Below are 23,175 nucleotides of genomic sequence, written 5' to 3' on the forward strand. Positions count from 1 at the left end.
AAATCGCCCCGGCCAACGCATTGCGCGCTGGCCGGAAGAAATGCATCAGGCGAGTTGCTGGTCGATGAAGGCCGTGAGTTGCGCCTTGCTCATGGCGCCGACCTTGGTGGCGGCCAGCTGGCCGTCCTTGAACAGCATCAGCGTGGGGATGCCGCGAATGCCGAACTTGGCGGGGATGTCGCGGTTCTCGTCGACGTTGAGCTTGGCGATCTGCAGCTTGCCTTCGTAGGTGGCCGAGACTTCGTCCAGGATCGGGGCGATCATCTTGCAGGGACCGCACCATTCGGCCCAGTAGTCGACCAGAACCGGCTGGCTGGACTTGAGCACGTCGGCCTCGAAGGAAGAATCGGAGATGTGTTTGATCAGTTCGCTGGCCATGTGATGTGTCCTTGTGCGCAGAGAGAGTTTCGGTGCAGCTAAAGTGCTGGTCATTGTGACAGAAACCAAGGGGTGACGTGCCATGCGGCCCGGCTATGGCGGCGATAGCCAAAGCCCTTTGCGGCCCTGCCGCCGACCCCCTCAACCCCCTCGATAGAACATGAACGAAGGCCACCCCGTCCAGGCCCTGTGGTGCGATCCCGCCGACGGCGTCGTCGCACGGATCGTGCGCGCGCTCGATGAGCGCCAGCTGCATGCGGCGCGCACCGTGGTGCTGGTGCCGTACGCGCAGCTGATGGCGGTTGCGCGCGGCATGTGGGCGCGCTGTGGCAGCCCGGGCTTCGTGCCGCGCTTCGAGACCACGCACAACTGGGCGCGCAGCGCGGGCGGCTTCCTGCCGTCCGGCTACGACATCGCCTTCGACATGGCGCGCGACCTGGTCACGGCCCAGGGCCTGCTCGCGCAGTCGGGCTTCCAGGCCGAACGCTTCGCGCTGGCGGGGCGCGTGGTCGAGCTGGCCTACCAGCTGGCGCCGCTGGCATCCGCCGTGGCGCCTGAGGTGCGCAGCAGCGACTGGGCACAGGGCGCAGCCAAGGTGGCCGATGCCGGCAGCGAGTCGGAGTGGTTCCGCATCGAGAGCGCGCTGATCCGCGTCGCCGTGGCCTGGGCAGCGAACTCGGGCTATGCGACCGACGTGCTGCTGCGCGATGCGGCGCGCACCCAGGTCGATGCGCTGATCGTGCTCGAAGGCTTCCAGACCGATCCGCTCACGCAGGCCCTGTGCGCGCTGTGGGGCGATCGCGCCATCCGCATCCCGCTCGTGCCCGCCGATGCCCCGCCATCTGCCGCCCACGCGCACGTGGCGCTCGATCCCGAGGACGAGGCCCAGCTGGCCGCCGCCTGCGTGCTGCAGCACCTGGCCGAGGGCCGCGCGCCGGTCGCGCTCGTCGCCACCGATCGCGCGCTCACCCGCCGCATCAGCGCCCAACTGAGCACGCAGGGCATCGTCACGCACGACGAAACCGGCTGGAAGCTGTCCACCACGCGCGCCGCCGCCACGCTGATGAGTGCCTTGCGCGCCTGTGCGCACGACACGGCCACCGACCAGGTGCTCGAATGGCTCAAGAGCGGCGCCGAGGTCGATGGGTTCGCCGTGCAGGCGCTCGAAATGCGCCTGCGGCGCGAGGGCGTGCGCGACTGGCAGGCCTGGTGCGCGTTGATCGCGCGCAGCGACAAGCCGCAGGACGAAAGCCTGCGCACGTTCACCGCCACCATCGAAACCCGCCGCGCCCCGATGGCGCGCGCGCGCTCCCTGGCCGAGTGGCACCGCGCGCTGCGCGAGTTGTTGACGGCCGGCGAGCAGTGGGACGCGCTCGCCGCCGACTTCGCGGGCGCCAAGGTGATCGCCGCGCTCTGGCTCGATGCCGACGCGCACGGCGAGGAAGACGAGTTCCCCGGCGGGCGCCACAGCCTGGCCGAGTTCACGGCCTGGGCGCGTGACGTGCTCGAAGACGCCAGCTTCGTGCCGCCCGCCGGCGACGAGGCGCCCAAGGTGTCTGTGCTGCCGATGTACCAGCTGCTGGGCCGCGTCTTCGGCGCCGTCGTCATTCCCGGCTGCGACGACCGCCGCATGCCCGCGTCGCCCGAACCGCCGGGCAACTGGAGCGCGGCGCAGCGCCTCGACCTGGGACTGGCCTCGCGCGAGGTGCTGGAGGCCGCGCAGCGCGCGGCCTGGGCCATGGCCACGCGCAACCCGAACTGCGACCTGGTCTGGCGCCATTCCGACGCCAGCGGCGAACCCGTGCGGCCGAGCCCGCTGGTGCAGGCCCTGCAGCTCGCCCATGCGCTGCAGTCGGGCGTTGATCCGCGCACGCCGCGCAACGTCGCCGTCACGCCGACCCTGCGGCCCACGCCCTCGGGCGCGCTGCTGCCGCTCATCAACGTGTCGACCAGCGTCTACGAAGACTTGCGCCGCTGTCCCTATCGCTTCTTCGCGCTGCGCCAACTGGGCCTGCGCACCGCCGACGAGCTCGATGCCGAGGTCGACAAGCGCGACTTCGGCAACTGGCTGCACGCGGTGCTCGGCCAGTTCCACGAGACCTTGCGCGACGCGCCGACAAGCGATGCGCAAGTGCGCGCCACGCTGCTCGCCGACACCGCGCGCGATGTCACGCAGACGCTCGGCTACTCCGATGCCGAGTTCCTGCCGTTCGCCGCGGCGTGGCCGGCGGTGCGCGACGGGTATCTCGAATGGCTCGCGAAACATGAAGCAGACGGGGCGGTCTTCGTCGAGGCCGAGCCCTGGAAAGAGCAGCCCCTGGGCACCCTGCGGCTGGTCGGTCGGCTCGACCGCGTTGACCGCACGGCCGACGGCCAGCCCTTCGTGATTGACTACAAGACCGAGACCGCCTCCGTCACCAAGGAGCGCGTGAAAGACCCGACCGAGGACACGCAGCTCGCCTTCTATGCGGCGCTGGTGGCCGACGACACCTTGCGTGCGGCCTACGTCAACGTGGGCGAGAAGTCGTCCGGCACGCAGACCGTCGAGCAGCCCGCCGTGGTCGAGGCGCGCGATGCGCTGGTGGCCGGCATCATCGACGACTTCGCGCGCATCGCGCAGGGCGCGCCGCTGCCGCCGCTGGGCGAGGGCAGCGTCTGCGATTTCTGCGCCGCGCGCGGCCTGTGCCGCAAGGATTTCTGGGAGGTCACGCCATGAACGGCGCTGCCTACGAACACAACGGCCGGCACGTCGCGCGCGAGGCCTTCTACACCGTCGCCTGCGATCCGCGGCGCTCGGTCGCGGTCGAGGCCTGCGCGGGCGCCGGCAAGACCTGGATGCTGGTGTCGCGCATCGTGCGCGCACTGCTCGAAGAGGGCGATTCCGCCTGCGAGCCGCACGAGATCCTGGCCATCACCTTCACCAAGAAGGCCGCCGGCGAAATGCGCGAGCGGCTCGACCAGTGGCTCGCGCTGTTCGCCGAGCTCGATCCGGCCGCCTCGCAGCGCGAACTCGTGATGCGCGGCATGACGCCGGAGGCCGCGCAGGCGGCCGTGCCGCGCCTGCAGGGGCTCTACCGGCGCCTGCTCGAAGGCGGGCGCCCGGTGCAGTTCCGCACCTTCCACGCGTGGTTCGCGGGCCTGCTGCGCAACGCGCCGCTCGCCGTGCTGCGCGAGCTGGGACTGCCCGCGAACTACGAACTGCTCGAAGACGATGCCGAGGCGCGCAACCACACCTGGCGTCCGTTCTTCGAGGCCGTGACCGGCGATGCGCGTGCGCTGTCCGACTACTACGCCGTCGTCGCCACCCACGGCCGCTCGCAGACGGCGAAGGCGCTGGGCGAGGCGCTGTCGAAGCGGGTCGAGTTCTCGCTGTCCGATCCCCAGGATGCGGTGACGCCGTTCGACGTGCTGTACCCGGCCCTGCAGGGGCTGGAGGTGCCGACCGACGCGCTGCGCGGCGAGGCCGTGCGCCGCCGCTGGCTCGACCGCGCTGCCGCCCTCGGCCGCGAAGCCAACAAGACACCGCAGAAGGCGGCCGAAGCCATCATCGACGTGTTCGGCACCGGCGAGCCCGCGCCCGAGGCGCTGGCCGACGCGCTCGCCGTGCTGCGCAAGACCTTCTTCGTCGCGAGCGAAGACCGGCTCACCAAGAACCTGCAGAAATTCCCCGCGGCGCAAGAGGCCGAGACCGAACTGCAGCTGCTGTGCGCCGCGCAGGCGCAGCACGCGGCCTGGCTCTACCAGCAGCGCATGACGCGGCTCACGCGCCTGCTGATCACCGCGTTCGGCGAGGTCAAGCGCGCGCACGGCTGGGTCGACATGAACGACGTCGAGCAGGCGGCGCAGCTGCTCTTGGGCCAGTCGGCGCTGTCGGGCTGGGTGCAGGAGCGGCTCGACGCGCGCGTCGCGCACCTGCTGATCGACGAGTTCCAGGATACCAACCCGCTGCAGTGGCAGGCGCTCTACGGCTGGCTCAGTGCCTACACCGGCGCGGGCGGCAGTGCGCCGCGCGTGTTCATCGTGGGCGACCCCAAGCAGAGCATCTACCGCTTCCGCCGCGCCGAGCCGCAGGTGTTCATCGCCGCCAAGAAGTTCGTGCGCGAAGGGCTCGGCGGCGAACTGCTCAACTGCGACCACACGCACCGCAACGCGCGTGCCGTGGTGGGCCTCGTCAACAGCGCGATGCTGGCCGCGCAGGCGGCCGGCGAGTTCGACGGCTACCGCGCCCACACCACCGAGCGCGGCGACGACGGCGAGCTGCTGAAGCTGCCCGCCATCGACCGCGACGCGCTCGACACCACGGTGGCCGCCGCGCCGGCCGACGACGGCATGCTGCACTGGCGCGACAGCCTCGTCACGCCGCGCGTGCTGCCCGAAGAACAGCTGCTGCAGAAGGAATGCGAGCAGGCTGCGCGCTGGGTCGCGCAGCGCATCGCCGACGGCACGCCGCCGCGCCAGATCATGGTGCTGGCGCGCCGCCGCAGCCGCTTGTCGGCCATGCAGGATGCGCTGCGCCGCCGCCACATCCCCGTGCAGCAGCCCGAGAAGAACGACCTGAACGATGCGCCCGAAGTGCAGGACGTGGTCGCGCTGCTCGACGCGCTGGTGTCGCCCGCGCACGACCTGTCGCTGGCGCGCGCGCTCAAGTCGCCGCTGTTCGGCATCGACGACGACACGCTGGTGCAGCTGGCGCGCTGCCAGCGCGAGACGCCGGTGGCCAGCTGGTTCTCGCTGATCCAGAAGGGCGAAGGCCTGCCGACCGTGCTGACCGAGGCGGGCGTGCAGTTGCGCCGCTGGCAGCGCTGGCTGATGGCGATGCCGCCGCACGACGCGCTGGACGCGATCTTTCACGACGGTGACGTGCTCGCGAAGTTCGGCGCCGCGGTGCCGGCGGCCTTGCGCCAGAGCGCGCTGGCCAACCTGCGCGGGCTGGTCGCCGCCTCGCTCGACATCGACGGTGCGCGCTTCGCGACGCCTTATGCCCTGGTGCGCGCCTTGCGCGCGGGCGGCGTGCGCGCGCCCACCGTGGCCGCGCCCGAAGCCGTGCAGCTGCTGACCGTGCACGGCGCCAAGGGCCTCGAGGCCGACACCGTGCTGATGCTCGACTGCGACGCGCCGCCGCCGCGCGCCCAGACCATGGGCGTGCTGGTCGAATGGAAGGGCAGCGACAGCGCGCCGACGCGCTTCGTGTTCCTGGCCAGCGAGAAGACGCCGCCGGCCTGCGCCGCCGCGCTGCTCGAGGAGGAGCAGCGCGCGCGCCACCGCGAAGAACTCAACGGCCTCTACGTGGCGACCACGCGGGCGCGCGAGCGGCTGGTGCTGTCGTCGGTGAAGCCGTCGCGCGCCAACGAGGGCAGCTGGTGGGCGCGGCTGGAGCCGCTGTGCGAGCCGACCGAGGCCGACGAGCCGCTGGTCGAAGCTTCCGCTGCCGGCGATACCGGGGTGGGCACCTTCGCGATGAAGCGCCTGCCCGCAGCGCTCGTGGCTGCAACCGGTGCGCCGCCCGAAAAGAAGAAGGCACAAGACGCCACGGTCGACGCGCGCGCCGCCGCGTTCGGCCAGGCCATGCACCGGCTGCTCGAATGGGCGGTGCCCGGCGAGGCCTTGCCACCGGCCCATGTGCGGGCGGCCGCGCGCGAATTCATGCTCGATCCGCAGCAGGCGCGCGGCGCCGCGGCGCTGGCCCAGCGCATCCGCGCGGGCGCCGGTGCCTGGGTGTGGGACGATCGCAGCATCGACTGGCATGGCAACGAAGTCACGCTGGTCCACGAGGGCGATACCTTGCGCATCGACCGGCTGGTGCGCGAGCGCTCCACCGGCGCATGGTGGATCCTCGACTACAAATCGGCCGCGCGCCCCGAACGGGACGCGGCCCTGATCGCACAAATGCAGCGCTACCGCGCTGCCGTGCAACATGCCTACCCCGGTGCCACGGTGCGCGCCGCGTTCCTGACCGGGCAGGGCGAACTGGTGAATCTCGAATGACTGTTTCTTCTACCGTCGCCGTCATCGGCGGCGGACCTGCCGGCCTGATGGCGGCCGAAGTGCTGAGCGCGTCCGGCGCGCAGGTGCACGTGTACGACGCGATGCCCTCGGTGGGCCGCAAGTTTTTGCTGGCCGGCCGCGGCGGCCTCAACCTCACGCACTCCGAGCCTTTCGATGTGTTCGTGACCCGCTTCGGCGAGCGCCGCGCGCAGCTCGAGCCGCTGCTCGCCAAATTCGGCCCGCAGCAGGCGCGCGAGTGGGCGGCCGGGCTGGGCATCGAGACCTTCGTCGGCACTTCGGGCCGCGTGTTCCCGACCGACATGAAGGCCGCGCCCTTGCTGCGCGCCTGGCTGCATCGTTTGCGCGCCGCGGGCGTGCAGTTCCACATGCGTCATCGCTGGGTGGGTGACGGGGCCTTCGATGCGAACGCGCTGCGCTTCGCGACGCCGACGGGCGAGGTCACCGCCAAGGCTGATGCCGTGGTGCTGGCCCTGGGCGGCGCGAGCTGGGCGCGCCTGGGCTCCGACGGCGCGTGGGCACCGTGGCTGCAGGCGCAGGGCGTGGCGGTGGCGCCGCTGCTGCCGGCCAATTGCGGCTTCGACGGCGCAGGCTGGAGCGAGCATTTTTCAAGCCGCTTCGCGGGGCAGCCCTTCAAGTCGGTCGCGATCGCCTTCACCGACAGCCAGGGGCGGCACTTTGCGCGCAAGGGCGAGTTCGTCGTGACGGCCACCGGCATCGAAGGCAGCCTGGTCTATGCGGCGTCGGCGCTGCTGCGCGACGAGATTGCAGCGAACGGCAGTGCGACGCTGCTGCTCGACCTGCTGCCCGACCGCAGCGCCGAACAGGTGCTGGCCGCGGTGAAGCATCCGCGCGGCGCTCGCTCGCTGAGCAGCCACCTCAAGAGCCGTCTCGGCATCGAGGGCATCAAGGCGGGCGTGCTGCACGAAGCGCTGAGCAAGGAAGCGATGCAGGACCCGGCGCAGCTGGCGGCCACCATCAAGGCGGTGCCGCTGAAGCTCGTCACGACGCGGCCGGTCGACGAGGCGATCAGCACGGCGGGCGGCGTGCGCTTCGATGCGCTCGATCCGGCCCTGATGGCGACGGCGCTGCCCGGCGTGTTCGCGGCCGGGGAGATGCTCGACTGGGAAGCGCCGACCGGCGGCTACCTGCTCACGGCGGCGATGGCCTGCGGGGCGGCTGCAGCGCGCGGCGCGATCCAGCGGCTGGGGCTTTGACGGAAGGCGCGCTCAGCGCGCGCACGGACAGAAGAACACCTGCTCGGGGTCGTCCGCATCGAGGTTCTCGATGTGGCCGCTCTCCCTGAACCCGGCTTCTTTCAGCAGCGATTGCATCGCCGTGTTGGAGCGGTTCGTGGAGGTGAAGAGCTTGGGGCGTTCGCAGATCGACTGGAAGTGATCGACGAGTTTCTGGCCGAGGCGCTTGCGGCGAAATGGTTCGCCGACCATCAGCATCTCGATGAAGCCGCAGTCGAAGAAGTGGTGGTGCAGCACGCCGTAGGCGGCGATGTCGCCCTCCATCTCGATCACGTGGCAGAAGCGATCTTCGATCCAGCCTTGGATCTGCACGGCGCGGTGCGCATCGTGCGCGGCCATGGTGTCGAGGCGCACCAGCGCTTCGAGATCGCTGATGCGGGCGGGCCGGATGTCCAAGTTCATGGATGGCTGCGCGAAGTTCTGGGAATTTGAGGTGTCCGGGGTCGGTAACCCCTGGACACGGCGCGTAAGTTCTCTGCAAAGGAACTCACGGCTTCTGGATGTTAGGTTGACGAGCCTTACCCCTGGCACTGACTACGCAGTTAGGGCTGCTTGGTTCCCCACCTGACCCGGTTGGCCACTTCACCATGCAGGGAGGCCCGTCAGCCTGCATTCTAACCGCGCGGATTTGCCCCCTTGGCCGGGGCGTGAATCATTTCGACGGCGGATGGGAAACAAGCGTGAAGTGACCCCCGCCGCGCCTTTTAGAATGCCCGCAATGTCTTATCTCGTGCTCGCTCGCAAGTTCCGTCCGAAAACCTTCGGTGAGATGGTCGGTCAGGGGCATGTGGTCCAGGCGCTGGAAAACGCGCTGACGACGCAGCGCCTGCACCACGCCTATCTGTTCACCGGGACGCGGGGCGTGGGCAAGACCACGGTGTCGCGCATCCTGGCCAAGTCGCTCAACTGCCAGGGCCCGGACGGGCAGGGCGGCATCACGGCCACGCCCTGCGGCGTGTGCCAGGCCTGCCAGGACATCGATTCGGGCCGCTTCGTCGATTACACCGAGCTCGACGCAGCCTCCAACCGCGGCGTCGACGAAGTGCAGTCGCTGCTCGAACAGGCGGTCTACAAGCCGGTGCAGGGGCGCTTCAAGGTCTTCATGATCGACGAAGTGCACATGCTCACGAACACCGCGTTCAACGCGATGCTCAAGACGCTCGAGGAGCCGCCCGAGTACCTCAAGTTCGTGCTGGCCACGACCGATCCGCAGAAGGTGCCGGTCACGGTGCTGTCGCGCTGCCTGCAGTTCAACCTGCGGCCGATGGCGCCCGAGACGGTGCTCGAACACCTCACGAGCGTGCTGCAGACCGAACAGGTGCCGGCCGAGCCGCAAGCCCTGCGCCTGCTCGCGCGCGCGGCGCGCGGCTCGATGCGCGATGCGCTCTCGCTCACCGACCAGGCCATCGCCTTCGGCAACGGCGAGCTGCTCGAGACCGGCGTGCGCCAGATGCTCGGCAGCGTCGATCGCGGCCATGTGTTCCGCCTCATCGAAGCGCTGGCACAAGGCGACGGCAAGACCGTGGTCGACACCTCCGAGGCGCTGCGTCGCGACGGCATGTCCGCCGCGTCCACGCTCGAAGAAATGACGGCGGTGCTGCAGGCCATGGCCGTGCTGCAGGCCGTGCCCTCGCGCGCCGAATCGGCCGATGCGGCCACCGACCCCGACGCGGCCGACACGGCGCGCCTGGCGTCGCTGATGCCCGCCGACGAGACGCAGCTGCTGTACAGCCTGTGCCTGCATGGGCGCGGCGAGCTGGGCCTGGCGCCCGATGAGTACGCGGCGCTGACCATGGTGCTGTTGCGGCTGCTGGCCTTCAAGCCTTCCCACGCGGCCGCCTCGACGGCCTCCACGGAAAAAAAAACTCTGAATGACGCCGGTGGCGCCGCGCCGCGGGCTCCCGCGCGCGAAGCGGCCCCGGTTGCGCGGCCTTCGGTGCCCGATTCGGCACCTGCTGCCGCGCCTTCGCAACCGCCCGCGCAGCCCGCACCGGCCGGCCAGCGGTTGGCGGTGGTCGATGCCCCGCAGCGCCAGCCCATGCCCCGGCCTGCCCCGCAAGAGGCGTCCGACGCCGCCGCAGCCCATGTCGTCGGCGTGCCGATCCGCGTGCAGCCGCCGCCCGGCCAGCGCGACGTGCCACGCGAAGAAGAACAGCGCAGCACCTACACCCCGATCCCGCCGAGCGAAGAGGGCGACTTCTGGCATGCCACGGTCATGCAGCTCGTTGCCGCCGAAAGCGTGGCGGCGCTGGCGCGCGAACTCGCGCTGCAGTCGCAGCTGGTGGCGCGCGACACCGACCAGTGGATGCTGCGCATCGAGCGCGAAACCCTCAACCAGCCGTCCAGCCGAGAGAAGCTCACGGCGGCACTGCAGGGCCTCGGCCACAATGTGAGGCTGGCCATCGAGATCGGCGGCGTGGTCGACAGCCCGGCGCGCCGCAACAAGCAGGCGGCCGACGAGCGCCAGCGGGTGGCCGAGGAAGCCATCCGCAGCGACCCCGAGGTGCAGATGCTGATGCGCGACTTCGATGCGAAGATTGTTCCCGGATCGCTGAAGCCCCTCTGAAGCCGGCGACGCAGTCGCCGCATTTTTCGACCCGTATTCTTTTCATCACCAACCCATCACAGACAGGACCAACGATGTTCAACAAAGGACAACTGGCCGGCCTCATGAAGCAGGCGCAGGCAATGCAGGACAACCTCAAGAAGGCCCAGGAAGAACTGGCACACATCGAGGTCGAAGGCGAGTCGGGCGCCGGTCTCGTCAAGGTCGTCATGACCTGCAAGCACGACGTCAAGCGCATCACCATCGACCCCAGCCTGCTGGCCGACGACAAGGACATGCTCGAAGACCTCGTGGCTGCCGCCTTCAACGCCGCCGTGCGCAAGGCCGAGGAAACCAGCGAGCAGAAGATGGGCAAGCTGACGGCCGGCATGCCCGGCCTGCCGCCCGGCATGAAGCTGCCGTTCTAAGCGACGCATGGCAGACGCCAGTTCGCTCGATGCGCTGGTCGATGCGCTGCGCCGGCTGCCCGGTGTCGGCGTCAAGTCGGCCTCGCGCATGGCCTTCCACCTGCTGCAGCACGACCGCGAGGGCGCGCAGTTGCTCGCGCGCGCGTTGCAGCAGGCGGCAGGCCAGGTGCGGCACTGCGAGCTGTGCAACACCTTCACCGAAGCGCCGATCTGCCATGTCTGCATGGACTCGCGGCGCGACGGCACCAAGCTGTGCGTGGTCGAGACGCCGGCCGACCAGGCCGCGCTCGAACGCACGGGCGCCTTTCGCGGCTACTACTTCGTGCTCATGGGCAAGCTCAGCCCGCTCGACGGCATCGGGCCGAAGGACATCGGCCTGCAGAAGCTGTTCGACCGCGCGCGCGATGGCACGGTGAGCGAGGTCATCCTCGCGACCAACTTCACCGCCGAAGGCGAGGCCACGGCGCACGTGATCGGCGAGGCGCTCAAGCAGCACGGGCTCACCGTGACGCGTCTCGCGCGCGGCGTGCCGGCTGGCAGCGAGCTCGAGTACGTCGACCTCGGCACGATCGCGCACGCGCTGGTCGATCGCCGCTGACGCGCGGCCTGTTCAAGGCCGCGTTCGTTCTTTCCTCCTGTTGTCGTCACCATGACCTTCTCCTTGCTCACCGTCGCCTACTGGTGCGTGTTCATCGCCTGCGGCCTGCCGTACCTCGCGGCATGGATCGCGAAGGCGGGCAGCTTCGGCGTGCGCGACAACATGCATCCGCGCGACTGGGCCGCCAAGCAAAGCGGCTGGCGCGCACGCGCCAACAGCGCGCAGGCCAACAGCTTCGAAGGCCTGCCGTTCTTCATCGGCGCGGTGGTCATTGCGCACCAGCTCGGCGTGGCGCAGGCGCGGCTCGACATGCTCGCGGTGGCCTACGTGGTGCTGCGCGTGATCTATCTCGCGCTCTACATCCGCGGCGCGCCGAGCGCGCGCAGCGCGGTCTGGGCACTCGCGTTCCTGGTCAATATCGCGATACTTTTTCTGGCGCGATAGCGCCTTGGCGAAGGCTTCTCCAGGAGGCCTTCGTGCTTACGTGAAAACCCGCACGGGATGACCCCGATGCAGGCCCACAGGGCGCACGCCTAAGCTCGATTCAGTTCACCAGAATCACAGAGCCCGCAGGACCGCGCCATGCTTCATCGCAGAACCCTCATCTCCGCCTCCGCAGTCGCTGCCGCAGCGATTGCATTGCCGCGGGTCTTTGCGCAGCAGGCCAAGCTGGAGAAAACCAAGGTCTCCATCGCGGTGGGCGGCAAGGCGGCGTTCTACTACCTGCCGCTCACCATCTCCGAGCAACTGGGCTACTTCAAGGCCGAAGGGCTCGAAGTGGAAATCTCCGACTTCGCCGGCGGCGCGCGCGCACTGCAAGCGGTGGTGGGTGGCTCGGCCGATGTCTGCTCGGGCGCCTACGAGCACACGATCAACCTGCAGGCCAAGAACCAGTTCTTCCAGGCCTTCGTGCTGCAGGGCCGCGCACCGCAGATCGCGGTGGGCGTGTCGACGAAGAACATGGCGGGCTACACCGGCATCCAGGACCTCAAGGGCAAGAAGATCGGCGTCTCGGCGCCGGGCTCCTCGACCAACATGGTGGCCAACCTCGTGCTCTCGCGCGGCGGCCTCAAGGCCAGTGACGTGAGCTTCATCGGCGTGGGCGTGGCGGCCGGTGCGCTCACCGCGCTGCGCTCGGGCCAGATCGACGCCATCAGCAACACCGACCCGGTGATGACGATGCTGGAGCAGAAGGGCGACGTGAAGATCATCAGCGACACGCGCACGCTCAAGGGCACTGAGCAGGTGTTCGGCGGGCCGATGCCCGCGGCCTGCCTGTACGCGCCGATCGACTTCATCCAGAAGCATCCCAACACCTGCCAGGCGCTGGCCAACGCGATCGTGCGCGGCCTCAAGTGGCTGCAGACGGCGGGGCCGGGCGACATCATCAAGACTGTGCCCGAGACGTATCTGCTCGGCGACCGCGCGCTGTACCTCGCGTCGTTCGACAAGGTGCGCGAGTCCATCGCCACCGACGGCCTCGTGCCGGCCGAAGGGCCGAAGACGGCGCTCAACGCCATCGCGAGTTTCGACACCTCGGTCAAGGCCGACAAGATCGACCTCGCCAGGACCTACACCAACGATTTTGCAAAGCGTGCGAAAGACAGGTTCAAAGCCTGATTGCGAACGTTCAGCAACCCGGCTTCGGCCGGGTTTTTTCTTCCGGAGCGCCATGTCCGACTACGCACTCGAACTCCTTTCCATCCGCTGCACCTTCCATTCGAAGGACGACCCGGGCCAGCGCTACACGGCGGTGGACGACACCACGCTGCGCATCGGTGCGGGCGAGTTCGTCTCGGTGGTCGGGCCCACGGGCTGCGGCAAGTCGACGCTGCTGAACGTGGGCGCGGGGCTGCTCAAGCCGTCGTCGGGCGGGGTGAAGGTGTTCGGCCAACCGCTCACGGGCGTGAATAAGCGCGCCGGCTACATGTTCCAGACCGAGGCGCTGATGCCGTGGCGCAGCGCCATCGACAACGTGAAGGTGGGGCTGCAGTACCGCGGCGTGCCCGATGCCGAGGCGCATGCGCAGGCCGAGGCGTGGCTGTCGCGCGTGGGCCTCACGGGCTTCGGCGATCGTTACCCGCACCAGCTCTCGGGCGGCATGCGCAAGCGCGTGGCGCTGGCGCAGACGCTGGTGCTCGACCCCGACATCATCCTCATGGACGAGCCCTTCAGCGCGCTCGACGTGCAGACGCGGCAGCTGATGGAAAACGAAGTGCTCGAACTCTGGAGCGCGAAGAAGAAGGCCGTGCTCTTCATCACGCACGACCTTGACGAGGCCATTGCGATGAGCGACCGCGTGGTGGTGCTGTCGGCCGGCCCGGCGACGCGGCCGATCGGCGAGTTCGTGATCGACCTGCCGCGTCCGCGCGACGTCGCCGAGGTGCGCACGCAGCCGCGCTTCGTGGAGCTGCACCGCCAGATCTGGGAGGTGCTGCGCGACGAGGTGCTCAAGGGCTACGCGCAGCAGCTGAGGAAGGCCGCATGATGCCGCGCCTCGATGCACGCCATGCGCGCTTCTGGCAGCTCGCGCTGCTCGCCGTGATTCTTGTGCTGTGGCACGTGGCCTCGCGCAACGACCAGATCGCGTTCTTCCTCGGCCAGCCGATCGTGGTGGCGGGGCGCATCTGGAGCTGGTTCCTGCCCTTCGAGGTGCCGCCGAACCTGCTGTTTCCCGAAGGCCTGAAGGGCAACGCCGACATCTACCGCCACCTGGGCACGACGCTGCTCGAAACGGTGCTGGCCTTCGGCATCGGCACGGCGCTCGGGCTGGGTTGCGGCCTGTGGCTGGCGCTGGCGCCCACGGCGAGCCTGATCCTCGATCCCTACATCAAGGCCGCCAACTCGATGCCGCGCGTGATCCTCGCGCCGATCTTCGCGCTGTGGTTCGGCCTGGGCATCTGGAGCAAGGTGGCGCTGGCCGTCACGCTGGTGTTCTTCATCGTGTTCTTCAATGTCTACCAGGGCGTGCGCGAAGTGAGCCCGGTGGTGCTGGCCAACGCCAAGATGCTGGGCGCCAACCAGCGGCAGCTGCTGCGCACGGTGTACCTGCCCAGCGCCACGAGCTGGGTGTTCTCCAGCCTGCACACCTCCGTGGGCCTGGCCTTCGTCGGTGCGGTGGTGGGGGAGTACCTGGGCTCGGCGCGGGGCGTGGGCTACCTGATCCTGCAGGCCGAGGGCACCTTCGACGTGAACACGGTCTTCGCCGGCATCGTGGTGCTCACGGCCTTCGCGCTGGCGCTCGACGGGCTCGTGGGCCTGATCGAGAAGCGGCTCATGAAGTGGCAGCCGCGCAGCGGCGAGACAGAGAAGCTCTGAGCCGCGCGTTCAGCGCGCTCAGTGCCTTCAGTGGGTCTGGCGCGTCTCGGTGTTGACCTGCACCAGCGCGCGTCCCGCGAAGAGGCCGCCGGACATCTCGAGCACCAGCCGTTCCTTGTCGCGGCGGCGCAGGTCGTCGATCACTTCGTCGGCTTCCTCGGGCGTGGCGCCCAGTGCGACCACGCCCTGGCGGCCGAAGGCCATGGCCGATTCGAAGGTCTCGCGGATCTGGTAGTCGACGTCGAGCTTCACGAGCTCCACCGCATGCTCGCGATCGAAGGCGCGCACCATCAGGTGCGCATGCGGGAACTCGGCCTTCACGTGTTCGGCGATGCGCGTGGCCACGGCGCGGTTGTCGATGCACACCATGATCGCGCGGGCGTTGTGCGCGCCGGCAGCATGCAGCACGTCGGCGCGTGCGCCGTCGCCGTAGTACACCTTGAAGCCGAAGTCGGCGGCGTCGCGGATCACCTGCGTGTCGTTGTCGATGATCGAGATGGAGGCACCGCGCGCCAGCGCGCCCTGGATCGCGATCTGCCCGAAGCGGCCGAAGCCGATGACGAGCACGTTGCCGGCCAGTTCCTCGGCTTTCTCCACGCCCTCCATCGAGGCCTGCGCGGTGGGCGCGAAGCGGCGATGCACCAGCACCACCAGCGGCGTGAGCGCCATCGACAGCACCACCACCGCCGTCATGTTGGCATTGACCGTCGGGCTGATGACCTTGGCGGCGAGCGCCGACGAGAACAGCACGAAGGCGAACTCGCCGCCCTGCGCCATCAGCACGGCGCGGTCGAGCGCATCGGCGGGTGAGCTCTTGGCGAGCCGCGCCACGCCGTAGATGCACAGCGCCTTGACCACCATCATCGAGATCACGCCCGCGACGATGAGCTGCCAGTTCTGTGCCACCACCGCGAGGTCGAGCGACATGCCCACGCCGATGAAGAACAGGCCCAGCAGCAGCCCGCGGAAGGGTTCGATGTCGGCTTCGAGCTGGTGGCGGAAGGTCGATTCGGACAGCAGCACGCCGGCCAGGAAGGCACCCATGGCCATCGACAGGCCGCCGACCTGCATCAGCAGCGCCGCGCCCAGCACCACGAGCAGTGCCGCGGCCGTCATCACCTCGCGCGCCTTGGAGTTGGCGAGCACGCGGAACAGCGGGTTCAGCAGCCAGATGCCGGCCGCCACCAGCGCCGCGAGCGCACCCACGGCAATGCCGATGCCGATCCAGCGCGAAGGCGCAATGGCTTGCTGCGCCGCATCGACCGGTGCGATGAAGGCGACGATGGCCAGCAGCGGCACGATCAGCAGGTCTTCGAAGAGCAGCACGGCGACGATCTTCTGGCCGCGCGGCGCGGCGATGTCGCCACGCTCGCCAAGCAGCTGCATCACGATGGCCGTGGAGGTGAGCACGAAGCCCATCGCGCACACGAACGAGACGGCGAGCGGGAAGCCGAAGGCCATGCCCACGCCGGTCAGCAGGATGCCGCACACCACCACCTGCAGGCTGCCCAGGCCGAAGATGTCGCGCCGCATGCTCCACAGGTGCGACGGGCGCATCTCGAGCCCGATCACGAAGAGGAACATCACGACACCGAGTTCGGCCGTGTGAAGGATGGTCTGCGGGTCGGAGAAAAGGCCGAAGCCGAAGGGCCCGATGGCCAGGCCCGCCGCCAGGTAGCCGAGCACGGAGCCCAGCCCGAGCCGCTTGAACAGCGGCACGGACACGACGGCGGCCCCCAACAGCGTGACGACCTTGATGAGATCGCCCGCGCTTCCTTCGACTGCCATGGCCTGTCCTCCTGATGTCGCTTTTCTTGTCCGGGCCCGGCACCACCCGCCGGCAGGGCAGGGGTCAGCGCTTGCGCTTGGACGGCGTGCCGCCGCGCGGCTGGCGCACCACCGCCTGCTTGGCGCTGCTGCTGCCGCGTGCGGCGGCCTTCACCGGCGCGCCGCCGCGCTTGGACGTGACCACCGCCGCACCCCGGCCGCGCGCGGGCGCCGCGCCCGAACCGACACGCGCCGCGGGCGTGGCGCGCACCGGCAGGTACACGACCACGCTGTAGCCGCGCTTGAAGGCGTGGTTGGGGTTGACGTCGTTCCAGTCGGCCACGGCCGCCGGCTTGAGGTTGTAGCGGCGCGCGATGCTCGCCACGTTGTCCGAGCGGCCGGCCTTGACGGTGGTGCGGCGCGTGATGATCTCGGGCTGGAAGCTCAGGTGGCCGCCGTCGGCCACGACCGCCGCCACGTCTTCCTTCACGCGTGCGCCGCGCGGCACGATCAGCGTGGAGCCAGCCTTGATGAGCATGCGCGGCGGCACGTTGTTGAGCGCGCGCAGGTCCGACTCGCTCATGCCCGAACGCTGGGCGGCGTCGGCCACCGTCATCGTGGTGGGCACGACCCAGGCGGTCCAGCTGGCGTACTGGCCCTGCGTGTAGGCGTCGAAGTTGCGTTTGAAGACCGCCGCGTTGTCCCAGGGCAGCAGGATCTCGGAGGTGCCGGCCGCGATCAGCACGGGCTTGTGGGCGGCGGGGTTGAGCGCTCGGAAGTCCTCGATGCGCACGTCGGCCAGCTTGGCCGCCAGTTCCACGTCGAGGTCGCGCGTGAGCGGCACGGTCTGGAAGTAGGGGTGATTGGCGATCAGCGGCAGCTCGGCGTTGAAGGCCTGCGGATTGGCCACGATGTTCTTCACGGCCTGCAGCTTGGGCACGTACAGCCGGGTCTCGGCCGGCATCGACAGATCACTGTAGGTGGTGGGCAGGCCCAGGCGCTGGTTCTTGGCGATGGCGCGTCCCACGCTGCCTTCGCCCCAGTTGTAGGCGGCGAGCGCGAGCTGCCAGTCGCCGAACATGCCGTAGAGCTTTTGCAGGTAGTCGAGCGCGGCGCGGGTGGAGGCCACCACGTCGCGGCGGTCGTCGCGGAAGATGTTCTGCTTCAGGTCGAAGTCGGTGCCGGTGGCGGGCATGAACTGCCACATGCCGGCGGCGCGCGCGCTCGACACGGCCTGCGGGTTGAAGGCGCTCTCGATGTACGGCAGCAGCGCCAGCTCGGTCGGCATGTTGCGGCGCTCGAGCTCCTCGACGATGTGGAAGATGTACTTGTTCGAGCGCTCCGTCATGCGCTGGATGTAGTCGGGCCGGCTGGCGTACCACTGCTCGCGGTCGCGCACCAGGTCGCTTTCCAGGTTGGGCATCTTGAAACCGCGGCGGATGCGGTCCCACATGTCGGCGGGCGGCGCCAGCGTGACCACGCTCTGCGAGCGGGCCTGGCCGCTGGTGAGCGGGCTGAGGTTGCTGTCGCGCGGATAGACCGGGGTGGCGCTGCCCGAGGGGCGGGCGCCCGTGCCGCCGGCGGAGGCGCCGGCCTTGGCGGTGGCGGAGGAAGAAGCGCTGTTGTCCGTGCCCGCGCAGCCCGCGAGTACCAGGGAGCCTGCTAGGCAGGTGGCAACGATAAATTTCATCGGAAGTCGTTTTTCCATTGGCGCAGGGCGGCGAACACCTCGGCTTCGGCGGCATCCGCGGAAAGCTCGGCATGGGCCCGCACTGCTCGAAAGACGGTGGCTTCGCGGCTGCGAAGAAAGGGGTTGATCCGGCGTTCGATCGCCAGTTGCGACGGCAGCGTGGGCTGCCCCTGTGCGCGCAGGCTTTCGCAATGCGCGTTGTAGTGAGTGAGTTCGTCGTTGCCGGGTTCCACGGCGCGGGCGAACTTCAGGTTAGCAAGTGTGTATTCGTGCGCACAGCACACGCGCGTGTCGCCGGGCAGCGCTGCCAGCGCGTCGAGCGAGGCGAGCATCTGCGCGGGCGTGCCCTCGAACAGGCGGCCGCAGCCGCCGGAGAAGAGGGTGTCGCCGCAGAACAGCACGGGGGCCTGCGCGGCCGAGGCCGGCAGGAAGTAGGCGATGTGCCCGGCCGTGTGGCCCGGCACGTCGATGACCTCGAAGCGCAGGCTCAGGGCCTGTGCGACGTCGCCCTGCACCAGCGGCGTGAAAGGCTCGGGGATGCGCTCGCGCGCCGGGCCCCACACCTTCGCGCCCGTGGCCGCATGCAGCGCGGCCACGCCGCCCGTGTGATCGGGGTGGTGGTGCGTGACTAGAATCGCGGCCAGCTGCAGCTTGTGGTGCGCCAACGCATCGAACACCGGTTGGGCATCGCCCGGGTCCACCACGATGGCGTGGTGCCCGTCGTGCAGCATCCAGATGTAGTTGTCAGCAAAAGCGGGCAGCGGAACAAGGGTCATGAGCGGTCAAATTATAGGTTTGCAGGATTGGTTCGCGACCCCCCCCGGCCGCTACCTCCTGGCCTGGGAGCAGGCCCAGTTCGACGAGGCGGTGGCCGATGTTTTCGGTTACCACGCCTTGCAGCTCGGGGCCGCCGAGGTCGACGGGCTGCGCGCCAACCGCATGCCGCACCGCTGGCTGGCCCTGACCGACCCGGTGCGGGCCGGTAAGGCCACGCTGGTGACCGACTTTGCCGCCTTGCCGTTCGCGGCCAACAGCCTCGATCTGGTGGTGCTGCCGCACGCTTTGGAACTCAGTCCCGATCCGCACGCCACGCTGCGCGAGGTCGAGCGGGTGCTGGTGCCCGAGGGGCGGGTGGTGATCTGCGGCCTGAACCCGACCAGCCTGTGGGGCTTGCGGCAGCGCCGCGGGCACCTGTACCGCCGGCTGGGCCTGGGCGAGACCTTCCTGCCCGAGGCCGGCGAGTTCATCGGCTACTGGCGCATGCGCGACTGGCTGCGCCTGTTGAGCTTCGAGGTGGAGTCGGGCCGTTTCGGCATCTACCGGCCGGCGGTGCGCAGCGACGCCTGGCTGGAGCGCTCGCGCTGGATGGACGCCGCCGGCGAGCGCTGGTGGCCGATCTTCGGCGCCGCCTACTTCCTGGTGGCGGTGAAGCGCGTGCGCGGCATGCGCCTGCTGAGCGCCGACTGGCGCCGCAGCGGCGCGCGGGCGACGGCGCCGGTGCCCATCGCGGGCAAGGTGCACCGCAGCAAGCAGTGAACGAACGAATCCATGGACGCGGGCGGCATCGCCCGCATGACGCTAGAGAAAAAAGGAACAGTCAGTTTGAACGAAGTCGTGATCTACACCGATGGCGCGTGCAAGGGCAACCCGGGACCGGGCGGCTGGGGCGCGTGGCTCAAGTCGGGCCCCACCGAGAAGGAACTGTTCGGCGGTGAACTCAACACCACCAACAACCGCATGGAACTCACGGCCGTGATCGAAGGGCTCGCCGCGCTCAAGCGGCCCTGCAAGGTGCTGCTGTACCTGGACAGCCAGTACGTGCGCATGGGCATCACCGAGTGGATTCGCGGCTGGAAGGCCAAGGGTTGGCTCACCTCGACCAAGCAGCCCGTGAAGAACGTCGAGCTCTGGCAGAAGCTCGACAAGCTGGTGTCCGAGGGCGGCCACCAGATCGAATGGCGCTGGGTCAAGGGGCACTCGGGCGACCCGGGCAACGAGCGCGCCGACATGCTGGCCAACAAGGGCGTGGACAAGGCCCTGGGCCGGATCTGACCGTCAGCGGCAGGGCCAGGGGCTAGATCAGCCCTTCGAAGACCATCACGTCGACTTCCTGCCCGGCGTCGACATGGCCCTGGTCGTGGGGCAGCACCACGAGCCCGTTGGCCTCGAGCATCGAGCTCAGCACGCCCGATCCCTGGTGCGCCGCCACCCGCACCTCGGGCAACGACCCCGGCACCTGGCGCACGACGCCGCGCTGGTACTCGGTGCGCCCCGGCTTCTTGCGGATGGGGCCGGCGCTGCGCGCGCGCAGCAGCGGCGGCGGGGCGCAGGCTTCGTCGTGGCAGCCCATCAGCCGCAGCAGCGCCGGCCGCACGAAGGCCAGGAACGCGACCATCGCCGCCACCGGATTGCCCGGCAGGCCGAACAGCACGGCCGACGTGGCCCCGGCCTCGCGCGGACGCGGAATCAGCCCCACCGCCAGCGGCCGCCCGGGCCGCATCGCGACCCGCCAGAAGGCCATGTCGCCCAGTTGCTGCATCACGTCGCGCGTGTGGTCGGCCGCGCCCGCGCTCACGCCGCCGCTGGTGACGATGGCATCGGCCTCGCTCGCCGCGCGCTGCAGCGTGGCCGCGAGCGTGGCGGGGTCGTCGTGCACCAGGCCGAGGTCGACCACCTCGCAGCCCAGCCGCGTGAGCAGGCCGAACAGGGTGTAGCGGTTGCTGTCGTACACGGCGCCTTCGCGCGGCGTGTCGCCCAGGCAGAGGATCTCGTCACCGGTCGAGAAGTACGCCACGCGCAGCCGGCGCCGCACGGTCACGCGCGCCAGGCCGAGGCTGGCGACCATGCCGAGCGCGGCCGGCGACAGGCGCTCGCCGCGCCGCAGCGCCGGCTGGCCCTGCATCAGGTCTTCGCCGGCCAGGCGCCGGTTGTCGCCGCGGCCCAGCACGCGGGCCGGAAAGCAGACCTGGTCGCCGTCGACCTTGCAGAACTCTTGCGGGATCACGGTGTCCAGGCCGGCCGGCATCATCGCGCCGGTCATGATGCGCACCGCATCGTTCGGCCCCAGCGTGCCGCGCCAGGCCGAGCCGGCCAGCGCCGTGCCCGCCACGCGCAACGTGAGCGAATGGTCGATGGGCGCATCGGCCGGCAGCAGTGCGCCGTCGAAGGCGTAGCCGTCCATGGCCGAGTTGTCGTGCGGCGGCACGCTCATGGGCGAGACGAGGTCGTCGGCCAGCACGCGGCCGAGCGCGTCGCGCAGCGCGACCTCTTCGGCGTCGGCCACGGCCAGCGGCGTGACGAGGCGCGCGAGAAAGGCGGTGACGGTGTCGACGTCGAGATCGCCCGCGTCGTAGTCCGCGAGGTCGGCGGCGATGGCTGCGATGTGGCTCATGGCTGTTCGAGCGTCTGCAGATCGGCCAGCGTGTTCGCGTTGAAGAAGGCGTCGGGCGCGTCGCCGGGGCGGTCGAAGGGAACGGTCAGGGCGTTGTGCTGCGCGGTCCAGGCGCCGACCTTGCGGCCGCCTTCCTCGACAAAGCGGCGCAGGCTGTCGCGCAGCGCGATGTGCAGCAGGCAGAACACCGGCTGGCGACGCAGCACCGTGCGGCCGTCGGCCTCGGTTTCAGGCGCGGCGGCCATGGCGATGCGCGCGTGGGAGCCCTCGGCGGCCAGGGCTTCGGCCAGCCGCACCGCCAGGTCGGGTGGAAAGCGCGGCGTGTCACAGGGCACGGTGAGCAGCCAGGGCGTGGGGCAGTGTTCGAGCCCGCTGAGCATGCCGGCGAGCGGGCCGGGGTGGTCGGGCACGCTGTCGGCGAACACCGGCACGCCCAGCGCTTCGTAGGCCGCGAAATTCCGGTTGGCATTGACCAGCACGCCGCCGACCTGCGGGCGCAGCCGCCGCACCGCATGTGCGGCGAGCACTTCGCCCTGAAGCCGTTGCAGGCCCTTGTCGACCCCGCCCATGCGGGTGCCGCGCCCGCCGGCGAGCACGAGGCCCGTGATGTCGGCCGCTGCGATGGCCGGTGCGGTACCCATGGCTGGCGGCCTCATCCGCCGATGTAGCTCATCTCGACGCGCCGGGGCGCTGCCGCGTCGGGGGCGCTGTCGTCGGGGCCGCGCAGGGCGCGCAGCTCGGAATAGCGGTCGGCGCGGCCCTGCCAGATGTGGCCGATGGCGGAGGCGATGTCGCCGTCGCTCGCGCCATCGCGCAGCATCGGGCGCAGGTCGTGGCCCTGGCTGGCGAACAGGCACAGGTACAGCTTGCCCTCGGTCGACAGGCGCGCGCGGCTGCAGTCGTGGCAGAAGGCCTGGGTCACGCTGCTGATCACGCCGATCTCGCCGCCGCCGTCGGCATAGGCCCAGCGCTGGGCGGTCTCGCCGGGCGTGGTGGCTTCGAGCGGCACGAGCGGAAACTCGGCCGCGATGCGGGCGATGACCTCGGCCGAGGGCAGCACCTCGTCCATGCGCCAGCCGTTGGTGGCGCCCACGTCCATGTACTCGATGAAGCGCAGCACGACCTTGCCGCCGTGGTGCTCGCGGAAGTAGCGCGCCATCGGCAGGATTTCCTGCTCGTTGGTGCCGCGCTTGACCACCATGTTGACCTTGATCGGGCCCAGGCCCGCGGTCAGGGCGGCGTCGATGCCTGCCAGCACGTCGGCCACCGGAAAGTCGACGTCGTTCATGTGGCGGAACACGGCGTCGTCCAGGCTGTCCAGGCTCACGGTCACGCGCTGCAGGCCGGCGGCCTTCAGCGCGGCGGCCTTGCGCTTCAGCAGCGAGCCGTTGGTGGTGAGCGTGAGCTCGAGCGGGTCGCCGTCGGGCGTGCGCAGCTCGGCCAGCTGGGCGATGAGCCCCTCGATGTGCTTGCGCAGCAGCGGCTCGCCGCCAGTCAGGCGGATCTTGTGCACGCCGTGCGAGGCGAACAGGCGCGCCAGGCGCGTGATTTCCTCGAAGCTCAACAGGGCGCTGTGCGGCAGGTACTGGTAGTCCTTGTTGAACACGTCCTTGGGCATGCAGTAGCTGCAGCGGAAGTTGCAGCGGTCGGTCACGCTGATGCGCAGGTCGGTCAGCGGACGGCCCAGCCGGTCGGCCAGCAGGCCGGTGGCGGGCACGGCAATGTCCGGCGCGGCCACGACGGCGTGGCCGGCCTGAGCGATCGGAATGACGGTGCTGCTGCTTTTCTTCATGGGGCGATG

Annotated in this window: 20 protein-coding genes and 1 other RNA gene; 12 read left to right on the forward strand and 9 right to left on the reverse strand. The window is 69.7% G+C overall.

Annotation, left to right across the window (positions count from 1 at the left end; genetic code table 11):
- Nucleotides 1-45 precede the first annotated feature (45 nt).
- Nucleotides 46-378, reverse strand: coding sequence for a thioredoxin TrxA (gene trxA, locus AC1RLW_RS02410; RefSeq protein WP_042578306.1), 333 nt, complete (start codon nt 376-378; stop codon nt 46-48).
- Between the two features lie 160 nt (nt 379-538).
- Between trxA and AC1RLW_RS02415 the strand changes: the two genes are divergently transcribed.
- Genes AC1RLW_RS02415 through AC1RLW_RS02425 form a run of 3 tightly spaced genes read left to right on the forward strand, consistent with a single transcriptional unit; the run spans nt 539 to nt 7,598 of the window.
- Entirely contained in the window at nt 539-3,094 is a 2,556-nt protein-coding gene (locus AC1RLW_RS02415; protein ID WP_493192116.1) for a PD-(D/E)XK nuclease family protein, read from the forward strand.
- Nucleotides 3,091-6,363, forward strand: coding sequence for a UvrD-helicase domain-containing protein (locus AC1RLW_RS02420; RefSeq protein ID WP_493192117.1), 3,273 nt, complete (start codon nt 3,091-3,093; stop codon nt 6,361-6,363). Before AC1RLW_RS02415 ends, AC1RLW_RS02420 begins: the two co-directional genes overlap by 4 nt.
- Entirely contained in the window at nt 6,360-7,598 is a 1,239-nt protein-coding gene (locus tag AC1RLW_RS02425; protein ID WP_493192118.1) for a TIGR03862 family flavoprotein, read from the forward strand. The genes AC1RLW_RS02420 and AC1RLW_RS02425 overlap by 4 nt, the downstream gene beginning before the upstream one ends.
- 12 nt (nt 7,599-7,610) lie before the next feature.
- Here AC1RLW_RS02425 and AC1RLW_RS02430 read toward each other — a convergent pair whose 3' ends face one another.
- Both AC1RLW_RS02430 and ffs read right to left on the reverse strand, forming a co-directional pair.
- The gene (locus AC1RLW_RS02430; RefSeq protein WP_493192119.1) at nt 7,611-8,039 is read right to left on the reverse strand and encodes a GNAT family N-acetyltransferase; all 429 of its coding nucleotides are present in this window, start codon (nt 8,037-8,039) and stop codon (nt 7,611-7,613) included.
- Between the two features lie 105 nt (nt 8,040-8,144).
- An RNA gene (gene ffs, locus AC1RLW_RS02435) (signal recognition particle sRNA small type) lies at nt 8,145-8,241 on the reverse strand.
- 114 nt (nt 8,242-8,355) lie between these two features.
- Here ffs and dnaX point away from each other — a divergent pair.
- The 7 genes from dnaX (at nt 8,356) to AC1RLW_RS02470 (ending at nt 14,526) form a co-directional block, all read left to right on the forward strand.
- Complete coding sequence (gene dnaX / locus AC1RLW_RS02440; RefSeq protein WP_493192120.1) at nt 8,356-10,203, forward strand: DNA polymerase III subunit gamma/tau; 1,848 nt, start codon at nt 8,356-8,358, stop codon at nt 10,201-10,203.
- A gap of 74 nt (nt 10,204-10,277) precedes the next feature.
- On the forward strand, nt 10,278-10,610 hold the full coding sequence (locus tag AC1RLW_RS02445; protein ID WP_007836669.1) for a YbaB/EbfC family nucleoid-associated protein: 333 nt from the start codon (nt 10,278-10,280) through the stop codon (nt 10,608-10,610).
- 7 nt (nt 10,611-10,617) lie between these two features.
- Nucleotides 10,618-11,208, forward strand: coding sequence for a recombination mediator RecR (gene recR / locus AC1RLW_RS02450; protein WP_062473120.1), 591 nt, complete (start codon nt 10,618-10,620; stop codon nt 11,206-11,208).
- Between the two features lie 51 nt (nt 11,209-11,259).
- On the forward strand, nt 11,260-11,652 hold the full coding sequence (locus tag AC1RLW_RS02455) for an MAPEG family protein (RefSeq protein ID WP_070060948.1): 393 nt from the start codon (nt 11,260-11,262) through the stop codon (nt 11,650-11,652).
- Between the two features lie 138 nt (nt 11,653-11,790).
- The gene (locus tag AC1RLW_RS02460; protein ID WP_062473116.1) at nt 11,791-12,828 is read left to right on the forward strand and encodes an ABC transporter substrate-binding protein; all 1,038 of its coding nucleotides are present in this window, start codon (nt 11,791-11,793) and stop codon (nt 12,826-12,828) included.
- 52 nt (nt 12,829-12,880) lie between these two features.
- Nucleotides 12,881-13,696 carry an ABC transporter ATP-binding protein gene (locus AC1RLW_RS02465; RefSeq protein WP_493192121.1) on the forward strand — a complete coding sequence of 272 codons (816 nt, stop codon included), beginning with the start codon at nt 12,881-12,883 and terminating at the stop codon, nt 13,694-13,696.
- On the forward strand, nt 13,693-14,526 hold the full coding sequence (locus AC1RLW_RS02470) for an ABC transporter permease (protein WP_062473112.1): 834 nt from the start codon (nt 13,693-13,695) through the stop codon (nt 14,524-14,526). Before AC1RLW_RS02465 ends, AC1RLW_RS02470 begins: the two co-directional genes overlap by 4 nt.
- A gap of 27 nt (nt 14,527-14,553) precedes the next feature.
- Here AC1RLW_RS02470 and AC1RLW_RS02475 read toward each other — a convergent pair whose 3' ends face one another.
- The 3 genes from AC1RLW_RS02475 to gloB all read right to left on the reverse strand — a co-directional run bounded on the left by AC1RLW_RS02475 (nt 14,554) and on the right by gloB (nt 18,759).
- Entirely contained in the window at nt 14,554-16,314 is a 1,761-nt protein-coding gene (locus tag AC1RLW_RS02475; RefSeq protein WP_493192122.1) for a monovalent cation:proton antiporter-2 (CPA2) family protein, read from the reverse strand.
- Nucleotides 16,315-16,378: 64 nt separating this feature from the next.
- The gene (locus tag AC1RLW_RS02480; protein ID WP_493192123.1) at nt 16,379-17,983 is read right to left on the reverse strand and encodes a transglycosylase SLT domain-containing protein; all 1,605 of its coding nucleotides are present in this window, start codon (nt 17,981-17,983) and stop codon (nt 16,379-16,381) included.
- A complete protein-coding gene (gene gloB / locus AC1RLW_RS02485; protein WP_493192124.1) occupies nt 17,980-18,759 on the reverse strand; it encodes a hydroxyacylglutathione hydrolase in 780 nt (259 codons plus the stop codon). The genes AC1RLW_RS02480 and gloB overlap by 4 nt, the downstream gene beginning before the upstream one ends.
- On the opposite strand from gloB, the gene AC1RLW_RS02490 reads away from it, so the two are divergent.
- Complete coding sequence (locus AC1RLW_RS02490; RefSeq protein ID WP_223301333.1) at nt 18,758-19,519, forward strand: class I SAM-dependent methyltransferase; 762 nt, start codon at nt 18,758-18,760, stop codon at nt 19,517-19,519. The genes gloB and AC1RLW_RS02490 overlap by 2 nt on opposite strands.
- Before the next feature lie 66 nt (nt 19,520-19,585).
- Nucleotides 19,586-20,035 carry a ribonuclease HI gene (gene rnhA / locus AC1RLW_RS02495; protein ID WP_095745544.1) on the forward strand — a complete coding sequence of 150 codons (450 nt, stop codon included), beginning with the start codon at nt 19,586-19,588 and terminating at the stop codon, nt 20,033-20,035.
- Nucleotides 20,036-20,057: 22 nt separating this feature from the next.
- On the opposite strand, the gene moeA is transcribed toward rnhA, so the two are convergent.
- From moeA to moaA, 3 genes are read right to left on the reverse strand one after another with little or no spacing between them, the layout of a single operon-like run.
- Complete coding sequence (moeA, locus tag AC1RLW_RS02500; protein ID WP_493192125.1) at nt 20,058-21,374, reverse strand: molybdopterin molybdotransferase MoeA; 1,317 nt, start codon at nt 21,372-21,374, stop codon at nt 20,058-20,060.
- Complete coding sequence (gene mobA, locus AC1RLW_RS02505; protein WP_369646820.1) at nt 21,371-22,015, reverse strand: molybdenum cofactor guanylyltransferase MobA; 645 nt, start codon at nt 22,013-22,015, stop codon at nt 21,371-21,373. Before mobA ends, moeA begins: the two co-directional genes overlap by 4 nt.
- Nucleotides 22,016-22,026: 11 nt before the next feature.
- A complete protein-coding gene (moaA, locus tag AC1RLW_RS02510; protein ID WP_493192126.1) occupies nt 22,027-23,166 on the reverse strand; it encodes a GTP 3',8-cyclase MoaA in 1,140 nt (379 codons plus the stop codon).
- Nucleotides 23,167-23,175: the final 9 nt, after the last annotated feature.

It is taken from the genome of Variovorax sp. GW822-FHT04A09 (assembly GCF_058801005.1).

Coding starts and splice junctions, on each gene's coding strand:
- AC1RLW_RS02465 (WP_493192121.1), top strand. CDS start 12,881: ATGTCCGACTACGCACTCGAACTCCTTTCCATCCGCTGCACCTTCCAT.
- AC1RLW_RS02430 (WP_493192119.1), bottom strand. CDS start 8,039: ATGAACTTGGACATCCGGCCCGCCCGCATCAGCGATCTCGAAGCGCTG.
- AC1RLW_RS02470 (WP_062473112.1), top strand. CDS start 13,693: ATGATGCCGCGCCTCGATGCACGCCATGCGCGCTTCTGGCAGCTCGCG.
- AC1RLW_RS02420 (WP_493192117.1), top strand. CDS start 3,091: ATGAACGGCGCTGCCTACGAACACAACGGCCGGCACGTCGCGCGCGAG.
- AC1RLW_RS02455 (WP_070060948.1), top strand. CDS start 11,260: ATGACCTTCTCCTTGCTCACCGTCGCCTACTGGTGCGTGTTCATCGCC.
- moeA (WP_493192125.1), bottom strand. CDS start 21,374: ATGAGCCACATCGCAGCCATCGCCGCCGACCTCGCGGACTACGACGCG.
- AC1RLW_RS02480 (WP_493192123.1), bottom strand. CDS start 17,983: ATGAAATTTATCGTTGCCACCTGCCTAGCAGGCTCCCTGGTACTCGCG.
- AC1RLW_RS02460 (WP_062473116.1), top strand. CDS start 11,791: ATGCTTCATCGCAGAACCCTCATCTCCGCCTCCGCAGTCGCTGCCGCA.
- AC1RLW_RS02425 (WP_493192118.1), top strand. CDS start 6,360: ATGACTGTTTCTTCTACCGTCGCCGTCATCGGCGGCGGACCTGCCGGC.
- trxA (WP_042578306.1), bottom strand. CDS start 378: ATGGCCAGCGAACTGATCAAACACATCTCCGATTCTTCCTTCGAGGCC.
- gloB (WP_493192124.1), bottom strand. CDS start 18,759: ATGACCCTTGTTCCGCTGCCCGCTTTTGCTGACAACTACATCTGGATG.
- AC1RLW_RS02475 (WP_493192122.1), bottom strand. CDS start 16,314: ATGGCAGTCGAAGGAAGCGCGGGCGATCTCATCAAGGTCGTCACGCTG.
- mobA (WP_369646820.1), bottom strand. CDS start 22,015: ATGGGTACCGCACCGGCCATCGCAGCGGCCGACATCACGGGCCTCGTG.
- moaA (WP_493192126.1), bottom strand. CDS start 23,166: ATGAAGAAAAGCAGCAGCACCGTCATTCCGATCGCTCAGGCCGGCCAC.
- AC1RLW_RS02490 (WP_223301333.1), top strand. CDS start 18,758: ATGAGCGGTCAAATTATAGGTTTGCAGGATTGGTTCGCGACCCCCCCC.
- AC1RLW_RS02445 (WP_007836669.1), top strand. CDS start 10,278: ATGTTCAACAAAGGACAACTGGCCGGCCTCATGAAGCAGGCGCAGGCA.
- AC1RLW_RS02415 (WP_493192116.1), top strand. CDS start 539: ATGAACGAAGGCCACCCCGTCCAGGCCCTGTGGTGCGATCCCGCCGAC.
- recR (WP_062473120.1), top strand. CDS start 10,618: ATGGCAGACGCCAGTTCGCTCGATGCGCTGGTCGATGCGCTGCGCCGG.
- dnaX (WP_493192120.1), top strand. CDS start 8,356: ATGTCTTATCTCGTGCTCGCTCGCAAGTTCCGTCCGAAAACCTTCGGT.